We start from the raw sequence: 15,294 nt of genomic DNA, 5'->3' as shown, positions 1-15,294 counted from the left end.
AGAACCAAATCCGGGTTGGGGTCAGGCATGAGCGATCGGCGTCACGACGAGCGTATCGAAGTCCATCTTTCGGCTCGGCTGCGGCCCGGCATCTGCATCGCACTCGATATGGAAGGCGCGAAGGGCGACATCATCCAGCACGTCACCGTCACCGATCTTTCGGGGGGCGGCTTCTCGATGCTGGGCGATACGATGCTGTTTCTCGGTTCGCGTGTGATGGTGGAAGTGCCGCTGGTCGGTTGGCGCGAAGCCTATGTGTTGTGGATGGCCGAAGGACGCATTGGCTGTCAGTTTGCCGAGCCGCTATCCGCCAGCCAGCTCGACGATGCGGTGGCCGCCGACAGCAGCTTCGGTGAAATGTTTCCAGGGCTCGTCGCGCAGGCGGGCGCGCGTTTCACCACCACCGTGGCGACGGCGCCGCTGTCCGGCGGCGCGGTGATCGAATTCGAACTCGCCGTGCGCCTGTCGGAACACGGCATGGAAGTATTGTCGGTCGATGAGGTCTAGTCGAGGCGGAAACGCCCCTCTATCACTGTCACGCACTGCCCCTCCAGGATCGCCCAGTCGCCCTTGAGCGTGCAGCGCAAATGGCCGCCGCGCGCGGACGCCTGAAAAGCGGTGAAGCTGTCGCGGCCGAGGCGCGCGGCCCAATAAGGGGTCAGCAGGCAGTGCGCGGAGCCCGTTACCGGATCCTCATCGATTCCCGCGCCCGGCGCGAAGGCACGGCTGACGATGTCGGTATCGTCGCCGGGAGCTGTTGCGATCAGCAGTAGATCGCCCAGCGGCTTCAATGCCCGGAAGTCGGGATCGAGCGCGCGGATGTCCTTTTCGCTGTTATAGACGAGCAGCGCGTAGCCGCCGTCTCGCCACAGGGTCTCGACCGGCGCGCCGCCGATCCCGCCAAGCAGGGGCACGGGAAGCGGCTTGGGTTCGACCTTCCACGCGGGCAAGGCAAGGCGATAGCCGGTCTCTGCGCGCGCGACTTCGAGCAGGCCGGATTTGCGCGTTCGGAAGCGCACCTTGTCGAGCACGGGATCGGCCGAAAGCAGCACATGGCCGCTTGCCAGCGTAGCATGGCCACATAATGCGACCTCGACCGCCGGCGTGAACCAGCGCAGCTCGTAATCGGCCTCGCTACTCGTGTCGGGGACGAGGAAGGCGGTTTCGGCCAGATTATTCTCCTCGGCGATCCGCTGCAGCGTCTCGTCGGGCAGCCAAGCGTCGAGTGGCATCACCGCGGCCGGATTGCCGACGAACGGTCGGTCGGCAAAGGCATCGACCTGGTGGAAGGGCAGGGTGGTCACGCGGTCATCTCCGTGGTCGGATCGAATTGCCCGGTCGGTTCGGGGTGGATCAGGATTTCGGTATCAGGGAACTCAGCCATTAACCGCGCCTCCAGCTCGTCCATCGCGCGATGCGCTTCGCCGATCGTCATCGCGGGATCGACCCAGATGTGGAACTGGACGAAATCACGGTCGCCCGACGTGCGGGTGCGCAGCTCGTGAATGCCATCCAACTCCGGGTGGCGGCTCGCGGCGCGCAGGAAGGCCTGGCGCTTTTCCTCGGGCCATTCCTTGTCCATCAGCTGGTCGATCGCATCGCCCGACGCGCGCCATGCGCCCCAGGCGAGCCACAGGGCGATCGCGATACCGAATAGCGGATCGGCGCCCCGCAGCCCCAAGAACCCGTCGAGCACGAGTGCGACGATCACCGCGCCGTTGAGCAGAAGGTCGCTCTGATAGTGGACATTGTCAGTGCGGATCGCGATCGATCCGGTCTGCGCGATGATCCTCCGCTGATAGAGCAGCAGCCCACCGGTCAGGATCAGTGAGAGGGCCGAGACAGCGATCCCCTCATGCGCTGCCCCGGTCTCCGCGCCGTCGAACCACTGCTCGATCGCGCGGATGATCAGCCCGAAGGCCGACATGCTGATCAGCACGACCTGAAAGACCGCGGCGATCGCCTCCGCCTTGCCGTGGCCGAAGCGGTGCTTGCGATCGGCCGGGCGCGCGGCGAGGCGGACGCCGTAGAGCGTGGCCAGCGAGGCGACGATATCGAGCACTGTGTCCGCGAGCGATCCGAGCATCGCGACCGACCCGCTGATCCACGCCGCATGACCCTTCAGGATCGCGAGGATCAGGGCGACCGAAACCGACGCCAAGGCTGCGCGGACGTTGAGCGTCACGGGTAGAGCAGCCCTTCGCTCCACCCGTCGCCGGCCCGCGTGAACAGGCGGCGTTCGTGGAGGCGGTGGGCGCGGTCCTGCCAGAACTCGATCCGTTCGGGCGCAACGCGGAAGCCCGACCAGTGGGGTGGGCGCGGTACGTCGCCGCCTTCGAACCGGGCCTTCACCTCTTCGAAGCGTGCTTCGAACGTCTCGCGGCGATCGAGCGGGCGCGATTGGTCTGACGCCCAGGCGCCGAGTTGCGAGTCGCGCGCGCGGCTTGCGAAATAGGCGTCGGCTTCGCCGTCGGTGACGCGGGAGACCGGCCCCTCGATGCGAATCTGGCGGCGCAGCGACTTCCAGTGAAAGAGAAGCGCGGCCTTGGGCTGCGCCAGCAGATCGCCCGCCTTTCGGCCCTCCAAATTGGTGTAGAAGACGAAGCCGCGCGCGTCGTGGCCCTTCAACAGGACCATGCGCACCGAAGGCTGGCCGTCGGCGCCGACGGTGGCGAGCGCCATCGCATTGGCGTCATTGGGTTCGCTCGTCCGCGCCTCGGCGAACCAGCTGTCGAAGATGGGGAAGGGATCGGTCATGGTCTCTCTCTAATCGTCATTGCGAGCGTAGCGAAGCAATCCACTCCGCAGTTCGGAATGGATTGCCACGTCGCCTGCGGCTCCTCGCAATGACCAGGTGTAGGGGCGTCACGGCTAGACGACACCATGATCACGCTCGCGCAGGGCCTCCGCCACCCGGTCGAGTGCGGCCGACAATGTGGCGCGATCGGCCACCGCGCCGATGCACAGCCGAACGCCGGACACCGCCCCCGCATCCACCAGCGGAGCTGAGGGCGGCGTGATCTCGACCCCCGCGCGCATCGCGCGGGCGGCGAGGCGTTCGGCGTCGATTTCGGGCATGGGCAGCCACAGATGCGGGCAGCGCGGATCGGCGGGCGCTTCGCAGGCGCTGCCGAGCGTGTCGCGGGCGATGGCCCCGCGGGCGAGCATCTCGGCCTGGACCTCGGCGACCACCTCGTCGGCGGTGCCGTCCTCGATCCACTGGCTCGCGACCATCGCGCCCAGGGAGGCAGGCGAATAGATGCGGGCGCGGATCAGGCGCAGCGCCGCATCGAACTGTTCGGAATTGGGCAGCACCATGTAGCCGACGCGCAATCCGGGGGCCAAAGCCTTGGACGTACCGTTGATGTAGATGCAACGATCGGGCGCATAGGCGGCGAGGGGCGGCGGCGCGGTGCCGATCGCGAAGGCGGAATAAAGATCGTCCTCGACGATCCACAGGTCATGCTTGCGTGCCACATCGATGATGTCCATCCGCCGCCGGTAGGACATGATACGGCCCGTCGGGTTCTGCAGCGTGGGCAGGGTGTAGAGCACTTTCGCACCGCTCTCGGCCGCCGCCTGGTCGAGCGCGTCGGGAAGCAGCCCTTCGCCGTCCATCGCGATGCCGCGCAGCTTGTAACCGCCGACCTGCGCGATCGATCGCATCCCGAAATAGGTCGCGGCCTCACACAGCAGGGTATCGCCCGGCTTGCAGAGCGTGTCGAACGCCAGCGTCATGGCCTGCTGCGCGCCGGTGGTGACGATCAGCTTGGACAGGTCGATCGCGTCATGCCCGCTCACCCGCTTGAGCCATTCGCCGCCGAGGCGGCGGTGTGCGGCATAGCCTTCGGGTGGGGCATAGCCGAGATGATCGACCAGATCGGGCCGCTGGCGCAGACGGCCGAACGTCGCCGCGAAGCGCCGTTGCGCGGGAGCGAGCGGCGGAACGTTCTGCGACATTCGGATCGTGCCATCGTCGGCGGGCGAGGCCAGGCTCGCCTGTTCCGCGACGAAGCTGCCGCGGCCGACCTGCGCGGTGATCAGCCCTTCGCGCACGGCCTCCGCATAGACGGTCGTGACCGTGCCGAGGCCGATGCCCAGCCGGTGCGCCAGATCGCGATGCGTGGGCAGCTTTTCGCCGGGCGTCAGAACCCCGTCCGCAATGTCGCGGCGCATCGCCGAGAGCAGGCGGCCGGACACCGTCTCCACATCATCGGCCAGAACGGGGGTCCACATCGATTGTCTCCAACATTGTCACTATGACAATATACGTTTTGACATGTGACAATTGCCGGGACAATTCGGCGGCGTCAACTGGCCAATCGGAGACTCGGCCAAAAAAGGAGACGTTCCATGCGCAATGTTCTGACCACCAGCATCGTGACCTTCTTTCTGGGCGGCGCCGTCCTGATCGTCGCGGCGTCGGCGATCAGCGACGATCGCTGGAACGGCGGCGTGGCGGCGCAGTACGACCTTGCCAAAGCGCTCGGGCGATGACGCCCGAACTGCTCGCGGCAGCGGCATCCTTCTGCGTCGTATCGTCGGGGACGCCGGGCCCGAACAACATGATGCTGCTGTCGTCAGGGGCCACGTTCGGCTTTCGGCGCACCCTGCCGCACATCTTTGGGATCAGTGCGGGCTGTGTCGCGATGGTGCTGTTGCTGGGCTTTGGCCTGGCGGGACTGATCGAGAGCGTGCCGTGGCTCTACACCGCGCTCCACATCGTCTCGACCGCCTATCTGCTGTGGCTCGCCTTCAAGATCGCGACGTCGACCGGGCTCGGTGAGGTCCGGCCGCGGGCCAAGCCGCTGGGCTTCTGGGGCGCGGTGGCGTTCCAGTGGGTCAATCCCAAGGCGTGGGCGATGTGCCTGGGCGCGGCGACCAGCTTTTCGCGGCCCGAGACGCTGACGACCGACGTGTTGATCGTCGCGGCGGTGCTGGGGCTGACCGGCCTGCCGTGCATCATGTGCTGGGCGGGCGGCGGCGTGGCGATCCGCCACTGGCTCGATCGGCCGGGCCTGCTGCGCATCTTCAACGTCGGAATGGCGGCGTTGCTGGTGGTGTCTCTGGTGCCGGGGATCATCGAGCTGTTCGGTTCGTTATCGGGATCATAGCGGAGCATCCGCTCCCGCCGTCGGCATTTCGTCCCACGGTTCCTTGCGATACCGGACGGACCCCATGACGAATATATTGCACCGCACAAGCCGTTGCGGCATTTCCTTGTGGCTATGATTCAGGCCGCGCTCCACCACCGGACGAGCTACACCTACGACCACCCCGTCGTGCTCGGCCCACAGATCATCCGGCTGCGGCCTGCGGCGCATAGCCGCACGGCCGTTCCGAACTATTCGCTGACGGTCAGCCCGGCGAACCACTTCATCAACTGGCAGCAGGATCCGCACGGCAACTGGCTGGCGCGGATCGTGTTTCCCGAGCCGGCCGACCATTTCTCGGTGACGGTGGACCTGATCGCCGACCTGGTGGTGATCAATCCGTTCGATTTCTTCGTCGAAAGCTATGCCGAGGAAACGCCATTTATCTACGCGCCCGATCTGCGCACCGATCTTGCGGCCTATTTCGACATCGAGCCGCAGGGGGCGCAGTTCGAGGCGTTCGTCGATCAGTTTCGCGGCGTAACCAAGCGGACGATCGATTTCCTGGTCGACCTGAACGTCGCGGTGAACCGGCAGGTCGGATATGTCATCCGCATGGAGCCGGGCGTTCAGACGCCCGAGGAGACCTTGTGCATCGGGCGGGGCAGTTGCCGCGATTCGGCGTGGCTGCTGGTGCAGGCGGCGCGCAGGCTGGGCTTCGCCGCGCGCTTCGTATCGGGATATTCGATCCAGCTGACCCCGGATATCGTGCCGATCGACGGACCCAAGGGCGTCGCGCAGGACGTGGTCGATCTTCATGCATGGGCCGAAATCTATGTGCCCGGTGCGGGCTGGATCGGGCTCGACGCGACATCGGGCATGTTCGCGGGTGAGGGGCATATCCCGCTCGCGGCAACGCCGCACTATCGATCGGCCACCCCGATCGAGGGCGCGGTGCTGGAGCCGGTGAAGTCCGACTTCCACTTCGACATGACCGTCCAGCGCATCGCCGAAGCGGTGCGGATCACCAAGCCGTTTACCGATGAACGCTGGGACGCGGTGACCGCGCTCGGCCACAAGGTCGATTCCGATCTGGCGACGCAGGACGTGCGGCTGACGATGGGGGGCGAGCCGACCTTCGTCGCGATCGACGATCCCGAGGCGCCCGAATGGAATGGCGACGCGGTGGGACCAACCAAGGCGGGCTATGCCGATCGGCTGATCCGCAAGCTGCGCGATCGCTATGCGCCCGGCGGGATGCTCCACCACGGCCAGGGCAAATGGTATCCGGGCGAAAGCCTGCCGCGCTGGGGCTATTCGATCTATTGGCGGCTGGACGGCGTCCCCGTGTGGCGCGACGCGAGCCTGATCGCGGGCGGCGAAGGCGAAAAGGCGGTCACGAACGAGGTCGCCGCGACCTTCCTGACGAACATCGCCGAAGGGCTGGGCGTCGGCGCGGACATGATCGAACCGGCCTATGAGGACGGGATCGAGTGGGCGGTGAAGGAGGCGCAGCTTCCCGAGAATGTCGACCCGACCGACCCCAAGATCGACGATCCCGAGGCGCGCAGCCGGATGGTGACCGCGTTCGAGCGCGGCTTGAGCAAGCCTGTCGGCTATGTGCTGCCGATCCAGGCGTGGCAGGCGGCGCAGGCACCCACCGGCCGCCGCTGGCGTTCCGAACGATGGCAGGTGCGGCGCGGCAAATTGTTCGTGATGCCGGGCGATGCCTCGATCGGCTATCGCCTGCCGCTCGGATCGCTGCCTTATGTGCCGCCCGCGGCCTATCCCTATCTCCACCCGCGCGACACGACCGAGCCGCGCGAGGAGCTGCCCGATTTCCACGCGGCGGTTGAGCAGCGCTCCGAAGCCGTCGCGCCGGCGGCGGGCGGCAGCGCCGCGCAGGATCGGCAGGAACAGACGATCATTGCCGGCGCCGTTCGCACCGCGATGACCACCGAGGCACGCAACGGCTATGTCGCGGTGTTCCTGCCGCCGACCGAGCGGCTTGAGGATTATCTCGAGCTGGTCGCGCAGGTGGAGGCGCAGGCGGCAAAGACCGGTGTTCCCGTCCGCATCGAAGGCTATCCGCCACCACCCGATCCACGACTGCAGGTGCTCAAGGTGACGCCCGATCCCGGCGTGATCGAGGTCAATATCCACCCGTCGGGCAGCTGGACCGAAACGGTCGACATCACCACCGGCCTGTATGAGCTGGCGCGCGAATGCGGGCTGACGGCCGACAAATTCATGGTCGACGGTCGCGCGATCGGCACCGGGGGCGGCAACCATATCGTGCTGGGCGGGCGTTCGGTGAACGATTCCCCGTTCATTCGCCGGCCCGACATGCTCAAGAGCTTCGTGCTCTACTGGCAGCGGCATCCATCGCTCAGCTATCTCTTCTCCGGCCTCACCATCGGCCCGACGAGCCAGGCGCCGCGGATCGACGAGGCGCGGCACGACGGGCTGTACGAACTGGAGATCGCACTGGCGCAGGTGCCCGCGCCCGGCGAAGGCGATCAGCCGCCGCCATGGGTGGTCGACCGGCTGTTTCGCAACCTGCTGGTCGACGTGACGGGCAATACGCACCGCACCGAGATCTGCATCGACAAGATGTTTTCGCCCGACGGCCCGACCGGCCGGCTTGGCCTGCTCGAATTCCGCGGCTTCGAAATGCCGCCCGAGCCCAAGATGAGCCTTGCGCAGCAATTGCTACTGCGCGCGCTTACCGCCTGGTTCTGGCGTGAGCCGCAGAAGGGGGGCTTCGTGCGCTGGGGCACGACGCTGCACGATCGCTTCCTGCTCGGCCATTTCGTGTGGGCGGATTTCCTGGAGGTGCTGAACGACCTTCGCCATGCTGGCTACGATTTCGATCCGGCGTGGTTCGAGGCGCAGCGCCAGTTCCGCTTTCCCATCCACGGCACGGTGCAGGCAGGCGGCGTCACGCTGGAGATCGCCCACGCGCTCGAACCGTGGAACGTGCTGGGCGAGACGGGCGCGATTGGCGGGACGGTGCGCTATGTCGACAGCTCGACCGAGCGATTGCAGGTGAAAGCCAGCGGGCTGATCCCCGGCCGACATATCGTGTCGTGCAACGGACGGCGTGTGCCGCTGACGCCCACCGGCGTTCCCGGCGAAGCCGTCGGCGGGGTGCGCTACAAGGCGTGGCAGCCGGCCAACAGCATGCATCCGATGCTGGCGCCCGATGCGCCGCTGACCTTCGACGTGTTCGATAGCTGGAATGATCGATCGCTTGGCGGATGCGTCTATCATGTCGCTCACCCCGGCGGCCGAAACTATGATACGGTGCCGATCAACGACTATGAGGCGGAAGCCCGACGCCGTGCGCGGTTCCAGGATCATGGACACACGCCCGGCCCGGTCTCGATGCCGATCCAGGAGAGGGTGAGCGAGTTTCCGATGACGCTAGACCTTCGCGCACCGCCACTCGTGTAGCGCGCCATGCAGGGGGAACTGATGGCGCAGCTGCCGGGAATGCCGAGCCTTGGGCAAGGCTGGTTCAGCAGCTATTTGGGCGTCGCGAGCGACGCGGACACGCTGCGCGGCGACGCGGGGCGTGGCGCGCAATGGTGGCGGCACCTTTTCGATGGGTTGAGCGACCTCGCTGACGGCGGGCGACTCGACACGATCCAGCAGCGTATCGCGCGGCAGGTTCAGGAACTCGGCACCGCCTTCCGTCTGCCGGGTGAAGGGCAGGAACGGCAATGGCCGCTCTCCGCTGTCCCGCTGCTGATCGGCGAGGATGAGTGGCATGGGATCGCCGAGGGTGTTTCCCAGCGCGCCGAGCTGATGGAGAAGCTCCTCAACGACATTTTCGGCGAGCAGCAGTTGGTCCTTTCGGGGGCGGTGCCGGAAGCACTGATCACCGGGAGCCGCGCCTTCTGGCGATCGCAGATCGGGGTAAAGCCGCCCGGTGGATATCGCCTGCACATCTATGCGGTTGATCTAGGCCGCGATCCGACCGGCGAGTGGCGCGTGCTCGACGATCATGCGCGTGCGCCAGTGGGGGCGGGCTATGCGCTGGAAAACCGCCTCGCCGCGACGCGCGTCATGGGCAATCTCCAGACGCGGCTGCAGGTCGAGCGTCTGGCGGGCTTCTTCTCCGCGTTTCGCGAAGGCCTGTCGGCGGTGTGTCGCCGGTCCGAGCCGCGCATCGGGCTTCTGACGCCGGGGCGCTACAACCAATCCTATCCCGAGCAGGCGCATCTCGCACGCTATCTGGGCCTGCTGCTGCTCGAGGGAAGCGACCTCGCGGTGCGCGACGACGGGCTGTTCGTCCGCACGATCGAGGGGATGAAGCGGATCGACGCGCTGTGGCGACGGATCGATTCGAAATTTCTCGATCCGCTCGCGTTCGATTCGAGTTCGGCGATCGGGGTGCCGGGGCTGATGGACGCGATGGAGGCGGGGCAGGCCGTCATCGCCAATGCCCCCGGATCGGGCACGATCGAGGCCAACGCCTTTGCCGCCTTCCTGCCTGTGCTGGCGCGGCGGCTGATCGGCGAGGATCTGAAGCTGCCCAATATCGCGACCTGGTGGTGCGGGCAGGATGCGCCGCGCGCGTTCGTGGAGGAAAATCTCGACGAACTGCTGATAGGCCCGGCTTTCAGCGAGGCGCCGATGGGTCTGCCGGGTGGACGACCCGTATTGGGATCATCGCTGTCGCCCGCCGAGCGATCGCGCCTGCTGGCCGACATGAAACTGCGGCCGATGGACTATGTGGGGCAGGAGATCGTTCGCGTCTCGACGACTCCGGCGGTCCAGCACGGCGCGATGGTGCCGCGTCCCTTCACCTTGCGCGTGTTCGCCGCGCGGGACGCGCAGGGCCATTGGACGGTGATGCCGGGCGGCTTTGCACGGTTGGGCGACGACAGCGACGTGCGCGCGACCGTGATGGGCGAGGGCGCTTTCTCCGCCGACGTGTGGATCGTGGGCCGGAAGCCCGTGACCGACCAGACATCGCTGTTGCCATCGCTCGTGCCGATCCGCCGCAATCCGGGCACGTTGACGAGCCGCGCGGCCGACAATCTCTACTGGCTCGGCCGCTATCTGGAGCGCGGGGAATCGACGCTGCGGCTGGTGCGGTCGACGCTGGGCGGCAGCATCGTCGCCGATGGTGGTGCGGCCCTGTTCCCGCTGACGCTCGATCGGCTCGGTTCGCTGTTGGTGGCGACCGGCGCTGCGCGCACCGGCCCGGAACCCGACGACGATACCGAGGAACAGGATGTCGACGGAGGCGAGACGCACGATCTGCGTCACCTCGCTCTCCTCGCGCTCGATGGCGAAGGCGCGGCGAGCGTCGCGTCGCTGATCCGCAGCGCGCGGATGATCGCCAGCGTGATGCGAGACCGGCTGTCGGCCGACGTGTGGCGCCTGATCGACGCGCCTTTGCCGCGCCGTTTCTCCGAAGATGCCGAAGCGACCCTGGCGCGCGCGGTGGAGCTGCAGGGGCGCTTTTCCGCCCTGGCGGGGCTTGCCGCGGAGAATATGGGGCGAACCTCTGGCTGGCGCTTCCACGATCTGGGCCGCCGGGTCGAGCGCGCGCTGATGGTGTGCCGCCTGCTGCGCAATTTCGCGGGCAAGGATGCATCGACCGACGATCTCACGACCCTGCTCGACCTCAACGACACCCAGATAAGCTATCGCGCGCGTTACCTGACCGGCCTCGCGGTCGAGCCGGTGCGCGACATGATCGCGCTCGATCCGTTCAATCCGCGATCCATCGCCTACCAGGTCGGCCGCATCCGCCAGCATCTCGATCGGCTGCCGACGTTGCGCGACGATGGCATGGCCGAACACCACGTCTCGCTGTCGATCCGGATCGAGGCCGCGGTGCGCACCGCGACGGCCGAGACGCTCGATACCGCCGCCGTGCTGGGGATCGAGAACATGCTCGAAGAACTGTCCGACGCGATCGGCAAGCGTTTCTTCCTGCAGGGGTCGGAGTCGCTTCGGATGGGGGGCATGACGTTAGCCTGATGCTCTACCAGATCAGCCACAAGACGCGGTTCCGCTATGCCTTCCCGGTGACGTTCGCGCGCTGCAACCTGCGCCTGAAGCCCATCGAATGGGACGGGCAGCGGCTCGACCGGTTCGATCTGGAGATCAGCTCGCACGTCAAGCTCTCGGTGCCCAAGCCGATCGGCTATCTCGGCTTCGTCAGCCGTATGGTGCTGGAGGTGCCCGCGCGCGAGATCGTGATCGAGAGCAGGATGCGCATCAAGGTCGACCGCGAGGTACCGGTGCCCGAAGTCGATGACCTGACCGTCGCCGAGATCGCGGCCCTCGCGCGCGCCAAGGCCGACAAGCGCCCGGAAAGCCCGGGCAATTACCTCTACCCATCGCCCTCGATCCCGTTGTTCCGCGCGGCGACCGAATGGGCGGCGGAGGATCTGCGCGCCGACCGGCCGATCGTCGAGGCGGGGCTGGCGCTCGCCACGCGCATCCACGACGAATTCGTCTATGACGGGAGCGCCACGACCGTCGACACGCCGCCCGCCGATGCTTTTGAGAAGAAGCATGGCGTGTGCCAGGATTTCGCGCAGATCATGGTCGCGGCGTTGCGGGGGCACGGGCTGCCGGCCGCTTATGTGTCGGGGTATCTGCGCACCGTGCCGCCCCCAGGCAAGGCGCGGCTGATCGGTGCTGACGCGACTCATGCGTGGGCCGCGATCTGGTGTGGTCCCAAGCGCGGGTGGCTGGGATTCGACCCTACCAATGCATGTATGGTGGGGCCGGACCACATCATCACCGCAATGGGCCGCGATTATTCTGACGTCGCGCCGATCGACGGCGTGTTCACGGGGCTCGACGGTCAGAAGGTCGACGTGTCGGTCGACGTTGAGCCTATCGACCTGTGATCATCGGTCCCGAAGGGGGTGGGGGATAGGCGGCTGGGGACAGAGCGGCGCCAGGCGATCCGGCCGTAACACCTGCGTAGATCGCGTCGCCGATCGGGCTCATGACGATCAGGTCGATGCCGACCTGCATGGCGACGATGGTGCCCACGCCCCACCACCAGGCGGGATGGACGCGGCGATCGGCGCGCAGATCGCGGACGATGCCGGCGATCGGAAACAGGATGATCGCCGCGAACGCCGCCCATCCGGCAAGCGGGATCAGGAACGGCATCGGCAACAGGCGGCCGAAGCCCGGCCCCAGCAGGATCGTCATCCCGCAGAACATCAGCCGGCGATGCCATTGCGTGCGTCGCCGCATTACGATCGCGGCACCCGTCAGCCCGGCAAAGGTCAGCACCGTCAGCGGGTTCATGATCAGGAAGTAGAGCGGGGTGAAGAAGAAGGGCGCATGCCCCCGCCGGACCATCAGCACGGTGACGGCGATCCCCGCCGCGACCATTGCAGGCACCCATAGGAGCGCCAGCCAGCCCAGCCTGCGGTGCAGGCTGATCGCCGCCGAATTGCCCGCAAGCGTCGCCTGAACAAGATAGAGCGCGGTCCAGCCGAAGAAGATCAGCGCATGCGCATGGACGACCCAGGGTGCCGCGAAGGTCGATCTTCCCATCGCGACCTGAACGGAAAAGCCTGCCACCAGCACAAGTGCCATGATGATGGCGCTGACCTGAAAGAAGCGCGTGCCGCGATCGTCCCGAATATCGCCATCTGCCATCGTCGCCATGGCACGTCCCCAAGAGCTGCCGTCGAAATCGTAGTCTATCATGGCACGACGTCTTCGCGATGGCACTATTGCCACCGTTCGGCCCGCGGGAGCATAAGATAAGCAGGGGAGCGGGGCAGGGGCGATGCCGAAGATTATCAGGGATATCATCATGACCATCGTCGCAATGGTCCTGCTGGGCGTCGCAAGCGTCCAGTTCTGGCAGAAATACGGACATATCTTCTCAGATCGCTATCAGGCGCCAAACCGGCAATGATTCTGGAACAAGATCAGGGCGTTCGCGTTCGGATCGGATGCTGATTGGGGGCCTCCTGCACGACGAACGCACTCTTGAGCGCGATGATGCGCCTGCGGCGATTTCGCTTGGCGATCGTTACTTCGCGGTGCGCGCGCGCAGCGAGGCGATCGCCTCGCCGCTGAGCGCCGAGGATCAGCAGCTCCAATCGATGCCCGATGCCAGCCCGACCAAATGGCATCTGGCGCATGTCAGCTGGTTCTTCGAAACATTCCTGCTGTCGCGCGACCCGACCTATCGCCCATTCGATCCGAACTACACCTATCTGTTCAACAGCTATTATGATTCCGTCGGCGCGCGCCACCCCAGGCCGCAACGCGGGCTGCTGAGCCGACCGACCCTTACCGAGATCATGGCCTATCGCGCGCATGTCGACCGGGCGATGCTGGACCGGATCGACGGCTTGCCGGCGGATCTGGTCACGTTGGGATTGCACCATGAGGAGCAGCATCAGGAACTGATCCTGATGGACATCAAACACGCCTTTTCGATGAACGCGATCGCGCCCGCTTATGCGCCTGCCGACGTCGCGCAGCCGGTGAGTGGCGAGGGCGGCTGGAGCCGTTTCGACGGCGGGCTGATCGAGGTCGGTCACGACGGCGTCGGTTTCGCTTTCGACAATGAAGGCCCGCGCCACCGCCAGTGGATCGAGCCGTTCCGGCTTGCCGATCGGCTCGTGACCAATGGAGAGTGGGAGGCGTTCGTCGAGGACGGTGGTTATCGCACGCCTGCGTTGTGGCTGTCGGACGGTTGGGCGATGGTCTGCGCTCAAGGGTGGCAGACGCCGCTCTATTGGCGCGACGATCGCCGGATCTTCACGCTGCATGGCGAACAGTCGCTCGATCCGTCCGCGCCGGTCAGCCATGTCAGCTATTATGAGGCGGATGCTTTCGCGCGCTGGGCGGGAAAGCGGTTGCCGACCGAAGCGGAATGGGAGGTGGCGGCGAGCGACCTCGCAGCGGAACCTACCGGCGCTTCGATCGAACCCCTGCCGGCGACGGGCAGCGGCCTGCGCCAGATGACGGGGGCGCTGTGGCAATGGACCGCGAGCGCCTATGCACCTTATCCCGGTTTCAAACCGGCCGACGACGCGACGGGCGAATATAACGGTAAATTCATGTCGGGGCAGATGGTGTTGCGCGGCGGCGCCTGCATAACCTCGCCAGGGCACACGCGATCGACCTACCGAAATTTCTTTCCGCCCGCCGCGCGCTGGGCCTTTGCCGGAGTGAGGCTCGCCGATGAAGCTTGATATGCTGGCAACCCGTCCCGATGCTGCAGGACTGCTTCGCTTTCACGATCACGAGCCGGCACAGGACGATTTCCGCACGGCGCTCGTCGCGGGCCTGTCGGGGGTGTCGAAGTCGATCCCGTGCCGCTTCCTTTACGACGCATCGGGATCCTTGCTGTTCGACCGGATCTGCGAACTGCCCGAATATTATCCGACGCGGACCGAAGTTGGCATTCTTGGCGCTAATGCGGCTGAAATGGCGGCCGTGATCGGCTCATGTGCGCAGATCGTCGAACTCGGCAGCGGATCGAGCGCGAAGATAGGCCTGCTGCTCGACGCGCTCGATGCGCCGTGGAGCTATGTGCCGATCGATATCTCGCGCGAGCACCTGCTGGGCGCTGCGCAGGCTATCCAGCAGCAATATCCGGCGCTCCGGGTCGAAGCGGTGTGCGCCGATTTCGCGCAGGAATTCGATCTGCCCGCCAATGACGGCGGCGGAGCGCGTATCTGCTTCTATCCGGGATCGACGATCGGAAACCTGACGCCGTCAGAGGCCTTGGCCTTTCTTACCCAATGGTCGGCGCGGCTGGGGCGGGGGGCGCTGATGATCATCGGGGTCGACCTGCGCAAGGACGCATCGATCCTGGAACCGGCCTATGACGATGCAGCTGGAGTGACCGCGCGTTTCAGCCTGAATATGCTTGCGCGCGCCAATCGCGAACTGGGCACCGATTTCGACGTTTCGCGTTTCCGCCATCGGGCGATCTACCATCCCGACACCGGCCGGGTCGGCATCGATCTGGTCGCGCAGGCCGATCAGATCATCCACCTCGATCATCATCGTTTTCGCGTCGCCGAGGGCGAGGCGATCCATATCGAGGACAGCTGGAAATATCATATCTCGGATTTTCAGGCGCTCGCGGCCAAGGCGGGTTTCGCCGCGCGCGACGTGTGGACCGACGATGCGCGACTGTTCAGCGTGCACCTGCTGGAAGTCGCCTGACCGATTGGCTAGA

General features: G+C 66.1%; 13 protein-coding genes. 8 read left to right on the top strand and 5 right to left on the bottom strand.

Annotated elements, in window-relative coordinates:
• Window positions 1-27: 27 nt before the first annotated feature.
• Window positions 28-507: a PilZ domain-containing protein gene (locus tag FYJ91_RS01395; RefSeq protein ID WP_149520493.1), complete on the top strand. Its 480-nt coding sequence runs from the start codon at window positions 28-30 to the stop codon at window positions 505-507.
• Here FYJ91_RS01395 and FYJ91_RS01390 read toward each other — a convergent pair.
• The 4 genes from FYJ91_RS01390 to FYJ91_RS01375 all read right to left on the bottom strand — a co-directional run bounded on the left by FYJ91_RS01390 (window position 504) and on the right by FYJ91_RS01375 (window position 4,236).
• Window positions 504-1,304 carry a PhzF family phenazine biosynthesis protein gene (locus FYJ91_RS01390; RefSeq protein ID WP_149520492.1) on the bottom strand — a complete coding sequence of 267 codons (801 nt, stop codon included), beginning with the start codon at window positions 1,302-1,304 and terminating at the stop codon, window positions 504-506. The two genes, FYJ91_RS01395 and FYJ91_RS01390, sit on opposite strands and share 4 nt — an antisense overlap.
• Complete coding sequence (locus tag FYJ91_RS01385; protein ID WP_246152355.1) at window positions 1,301-2,185, bottom strand: cation diffusion facilitator family transporter; 885 nt, start codon at window positions 2,183-2,185, stop codon at window positions 1,301-1,303. Before FYJ91_RS01385 ends, FYJ91_RS01390 begins: the two co-directional genes overlap by 4 nt.
• A complete protein-coding gene (gene pdxH, locus FYJ91_RS01380) occupies window positions 2,182-2,757 on the bottom strand; it encodes a pyridoxamine 5'-phosphate oxidase (RefSeq protein ID WP_149520490.1) in 576 nt (191 codons plus the stop codon). The genes FYJ91_RS01385 and pdxH overlap by 4 nt, the downstream gene beginning before the upstream one ends.
• 114 nt (window positions 2,758-2,871) lie before the next feature.
• Entirely contained in the window at window positions 2,872-4,236 is a 1,365-nt protein-coding gene (locus FYJ91_RS01375) for an aminotransferase-like domain-containing protein (RefSeq protein WP_149520489.1), read from the bottom strand.
• A gap of 117 nt (window positions 4,237-4,353) precedes the next feature.
• On the opposite strand from FYJ91_RS01375, the gene FYJ91_RS20480 reads away from it, so the two are divergent.
• From FYJ91_RS20480 to FYJ91_RS01355, 5 genes are all read left to right on the top strand, one after another.
• Complete coding sequence (locus tag FYJ91_RS20480; protein ID WP_181008299.1) at window positions 4,354-4,497, top strand: hypothetical protein; 144 nt, start codon at window positions 4,354-4,356, stop codon at window positions 4,495-4,497.
• The gene (locus tag FYJ91_RS01370; RefSeq protein ID WP_149520488.1) at window positions 4,494-5,114 is read left to right on the top strand and encodes a LysE family translocator; all 621 of its coding nucleotides are present in this window, start codon (window positions 4,494-4,496) and stop codon (window positions 5,112-5,114) included. Before FYJ91_RS20480 ends, FYJ91_RS01370 begins: the two co-directional genes overlap by 4 nt.
• Before the next feature lie 114 nt (window positions 5,115-5,228).
• Window positions 5,229-8,549: a transglutaminase family protein gene (locus FYJ91_RS01365; protein WP_149521289.1), complete on the top strand. Its 3,321-nt coding sequence runs from the start codon at window positions 5,229-5,231 to the stop codon at window positions 8,547-8,549.
• 21 nt (window positions 8,550-8,570) lie between these two features.
• Window positions 8,571-11,093, top strand: coding sequence for a circularly permuted type 2 ATP-grasp protein (locus FYJ91_RS01360; protein WP_246152353.1), 2,523 nt, complete (start codon window positions 8,571-8,573; stop codon window positions 11,091-11,093).
• The gene (locus FYJ91_RS01355; RefSeq protein WP_149520486.1) at window positions 11,093-11,974 is read left to right on the top strand and encodes a transglutaminase family protein; all 882 of its coding nucleotides are present in this window, start codon (window positions 11,093-11,095) and stop codon (window positions 11,972-11,974) included. The genes FYJ91_RS01360 and FYJ91_RS01355 overlap by 1 nt, the downstream gene beginning before the upstream one ends.
• On the opposite strand, the gene FYJ91_RS01350 is transcribed toward FYJ91_RS01355, so the two are convergent.
• Window positions 11,961-12,752, bottom strand: a complete 792-nt coding sequence (locus tag FYJ91_RS01350; protein WP_246152351.1) for a hypothetical protein — start codon at window positions 12,750-12,752, stop codon at window positions 11,961-11,963. The two genes, FYJ91_RS01355 and FYJ91_RS01350, sit on opposite strands and share 14 nt — an antisense overlap.
• Before the next feature lie 293 nt (window positions 12,753-13,045).
• Here FYJ91_RS01350 and egtB point away from each other — a divergent pair, with 293 nt between their 5' ends.
• Both egtB and egtD read left to right on the top strand, forming a co-directional pair.
• Window positions 13,046-14,299, top strand: coding sequence for an ergothioneine biosynthesis protein EgtB (egtB, locus tag FYJ91_RS01345; RefSeq protein WP_149520485.1), 1,254 nt, complete (start codon window positions 13,046-13,048; stop codon window positions 14,297-14,299).
• A complete protein-coding gene (egtD, locus tag FYJ91_RS01340) occupies window positions 14,289-15,281 on the top strand; it encodes an L-histidine N(alpha)-methyltransferase (RefSeq protein ID WP_181008298.1) in 993 nt (330 codons plus the stop codon). Before egtB ends, egtD begins: the two co-directional genes overlap by 11 nt.
• The last annotated feature ends 13 nt before the right edge of the window (window positions 15,282-15,294 follow it).

Source organism: Sphingomonas montanisoli (assembly GCF_008274695.1).
Lineage (GTDB): Bacteria > Pseudomonadota > Alphaproteobacteria > Sphingomonadales > Sphingomonadaceae > Rhizorhabdus > Rhizorhabdus montanisoli.
This window is presented reverse-complemented; position numbering and strand designations above follow the sequence as displayed.

Bases quoted from the DNA above. Each gene is read 5' to 3' on its own strand.
- FYJ91_RS01360 (WP_246152353.1), top strand. From the start codon at position 8,571: ATGGCGCAGCTGCCGGGAATGCCGAGCCTTGGGCAAGGCTGGTTCAGC.
- FYJ91_RS20480 (WP_181008299.1), top strand. From the start codon at position 4,354: ATGCGCAATGTTCTGACCACCAGCATCGTGACCTTCTTTCTGGGCGGC.
- FYJ91_RS01395 (WP_149520493.1), top strand. From the start codon at position 28: ATGAGCGATCGGCGTCACGACGAGCGTATCGAAGTCCATCTTTCGGCT.
- pdxH (WP_149520490.1), bottom strand. From the start codon at position 2,757: ATGACCGATCCCTTCCCCATCTTCGACAGCTGGTTCGCCGAGGCGCGG.
- FYJ91_RS01365 (WP_149521289.1), top strand. From the start codon at position 5,229: ATGATTCAGGCCGCGCTCCACCACCGGACGAGCTACACCTACGACCAC.
- FYJ91_RS01375 (WP_149520489.1), bottom strand. From the start codon at position 4,236: ATGTGGACCCCCGTTCTGGCCGATGATGTGGAGACGGTGTCCGGCCGC.
- egtB (WP_149520485.1), top strand. From the start codon at position 13,046: ATGCTGATTGGGGGCCTCCTGCACGACGAACGCACTCTTGAGCGCGAT.
- egtD (WP_181008298.1), top strand. From the start codon at position 14,289: ATGAAGCTTGATATGCTGGCAACCCGTCCCGATGCTGCAGGACTGCTT.
- FYJ91_RS01355 (WP_149520486.1), top strand. From the start codon at position 11,093: ATGCTCTACCAGATCAGCCACAAGACGCGGTTCCGCTATGCCTTCCCG.
- FYJ91_RS01370 (WP_149520488.1), top strand. From the start codon at position 4,494: ATGACGCCCGAACTGCTCGCGGCAGCGGCATCCTTCTGCGTCGTATCG.
- FYJ91_RS01350 (WP_246152351.1), bottom strand. From the start codon at position 12,752: ATGGCGACGATGGCAGATGGCGATATTCGGGACGATCGCGGCACGCGC.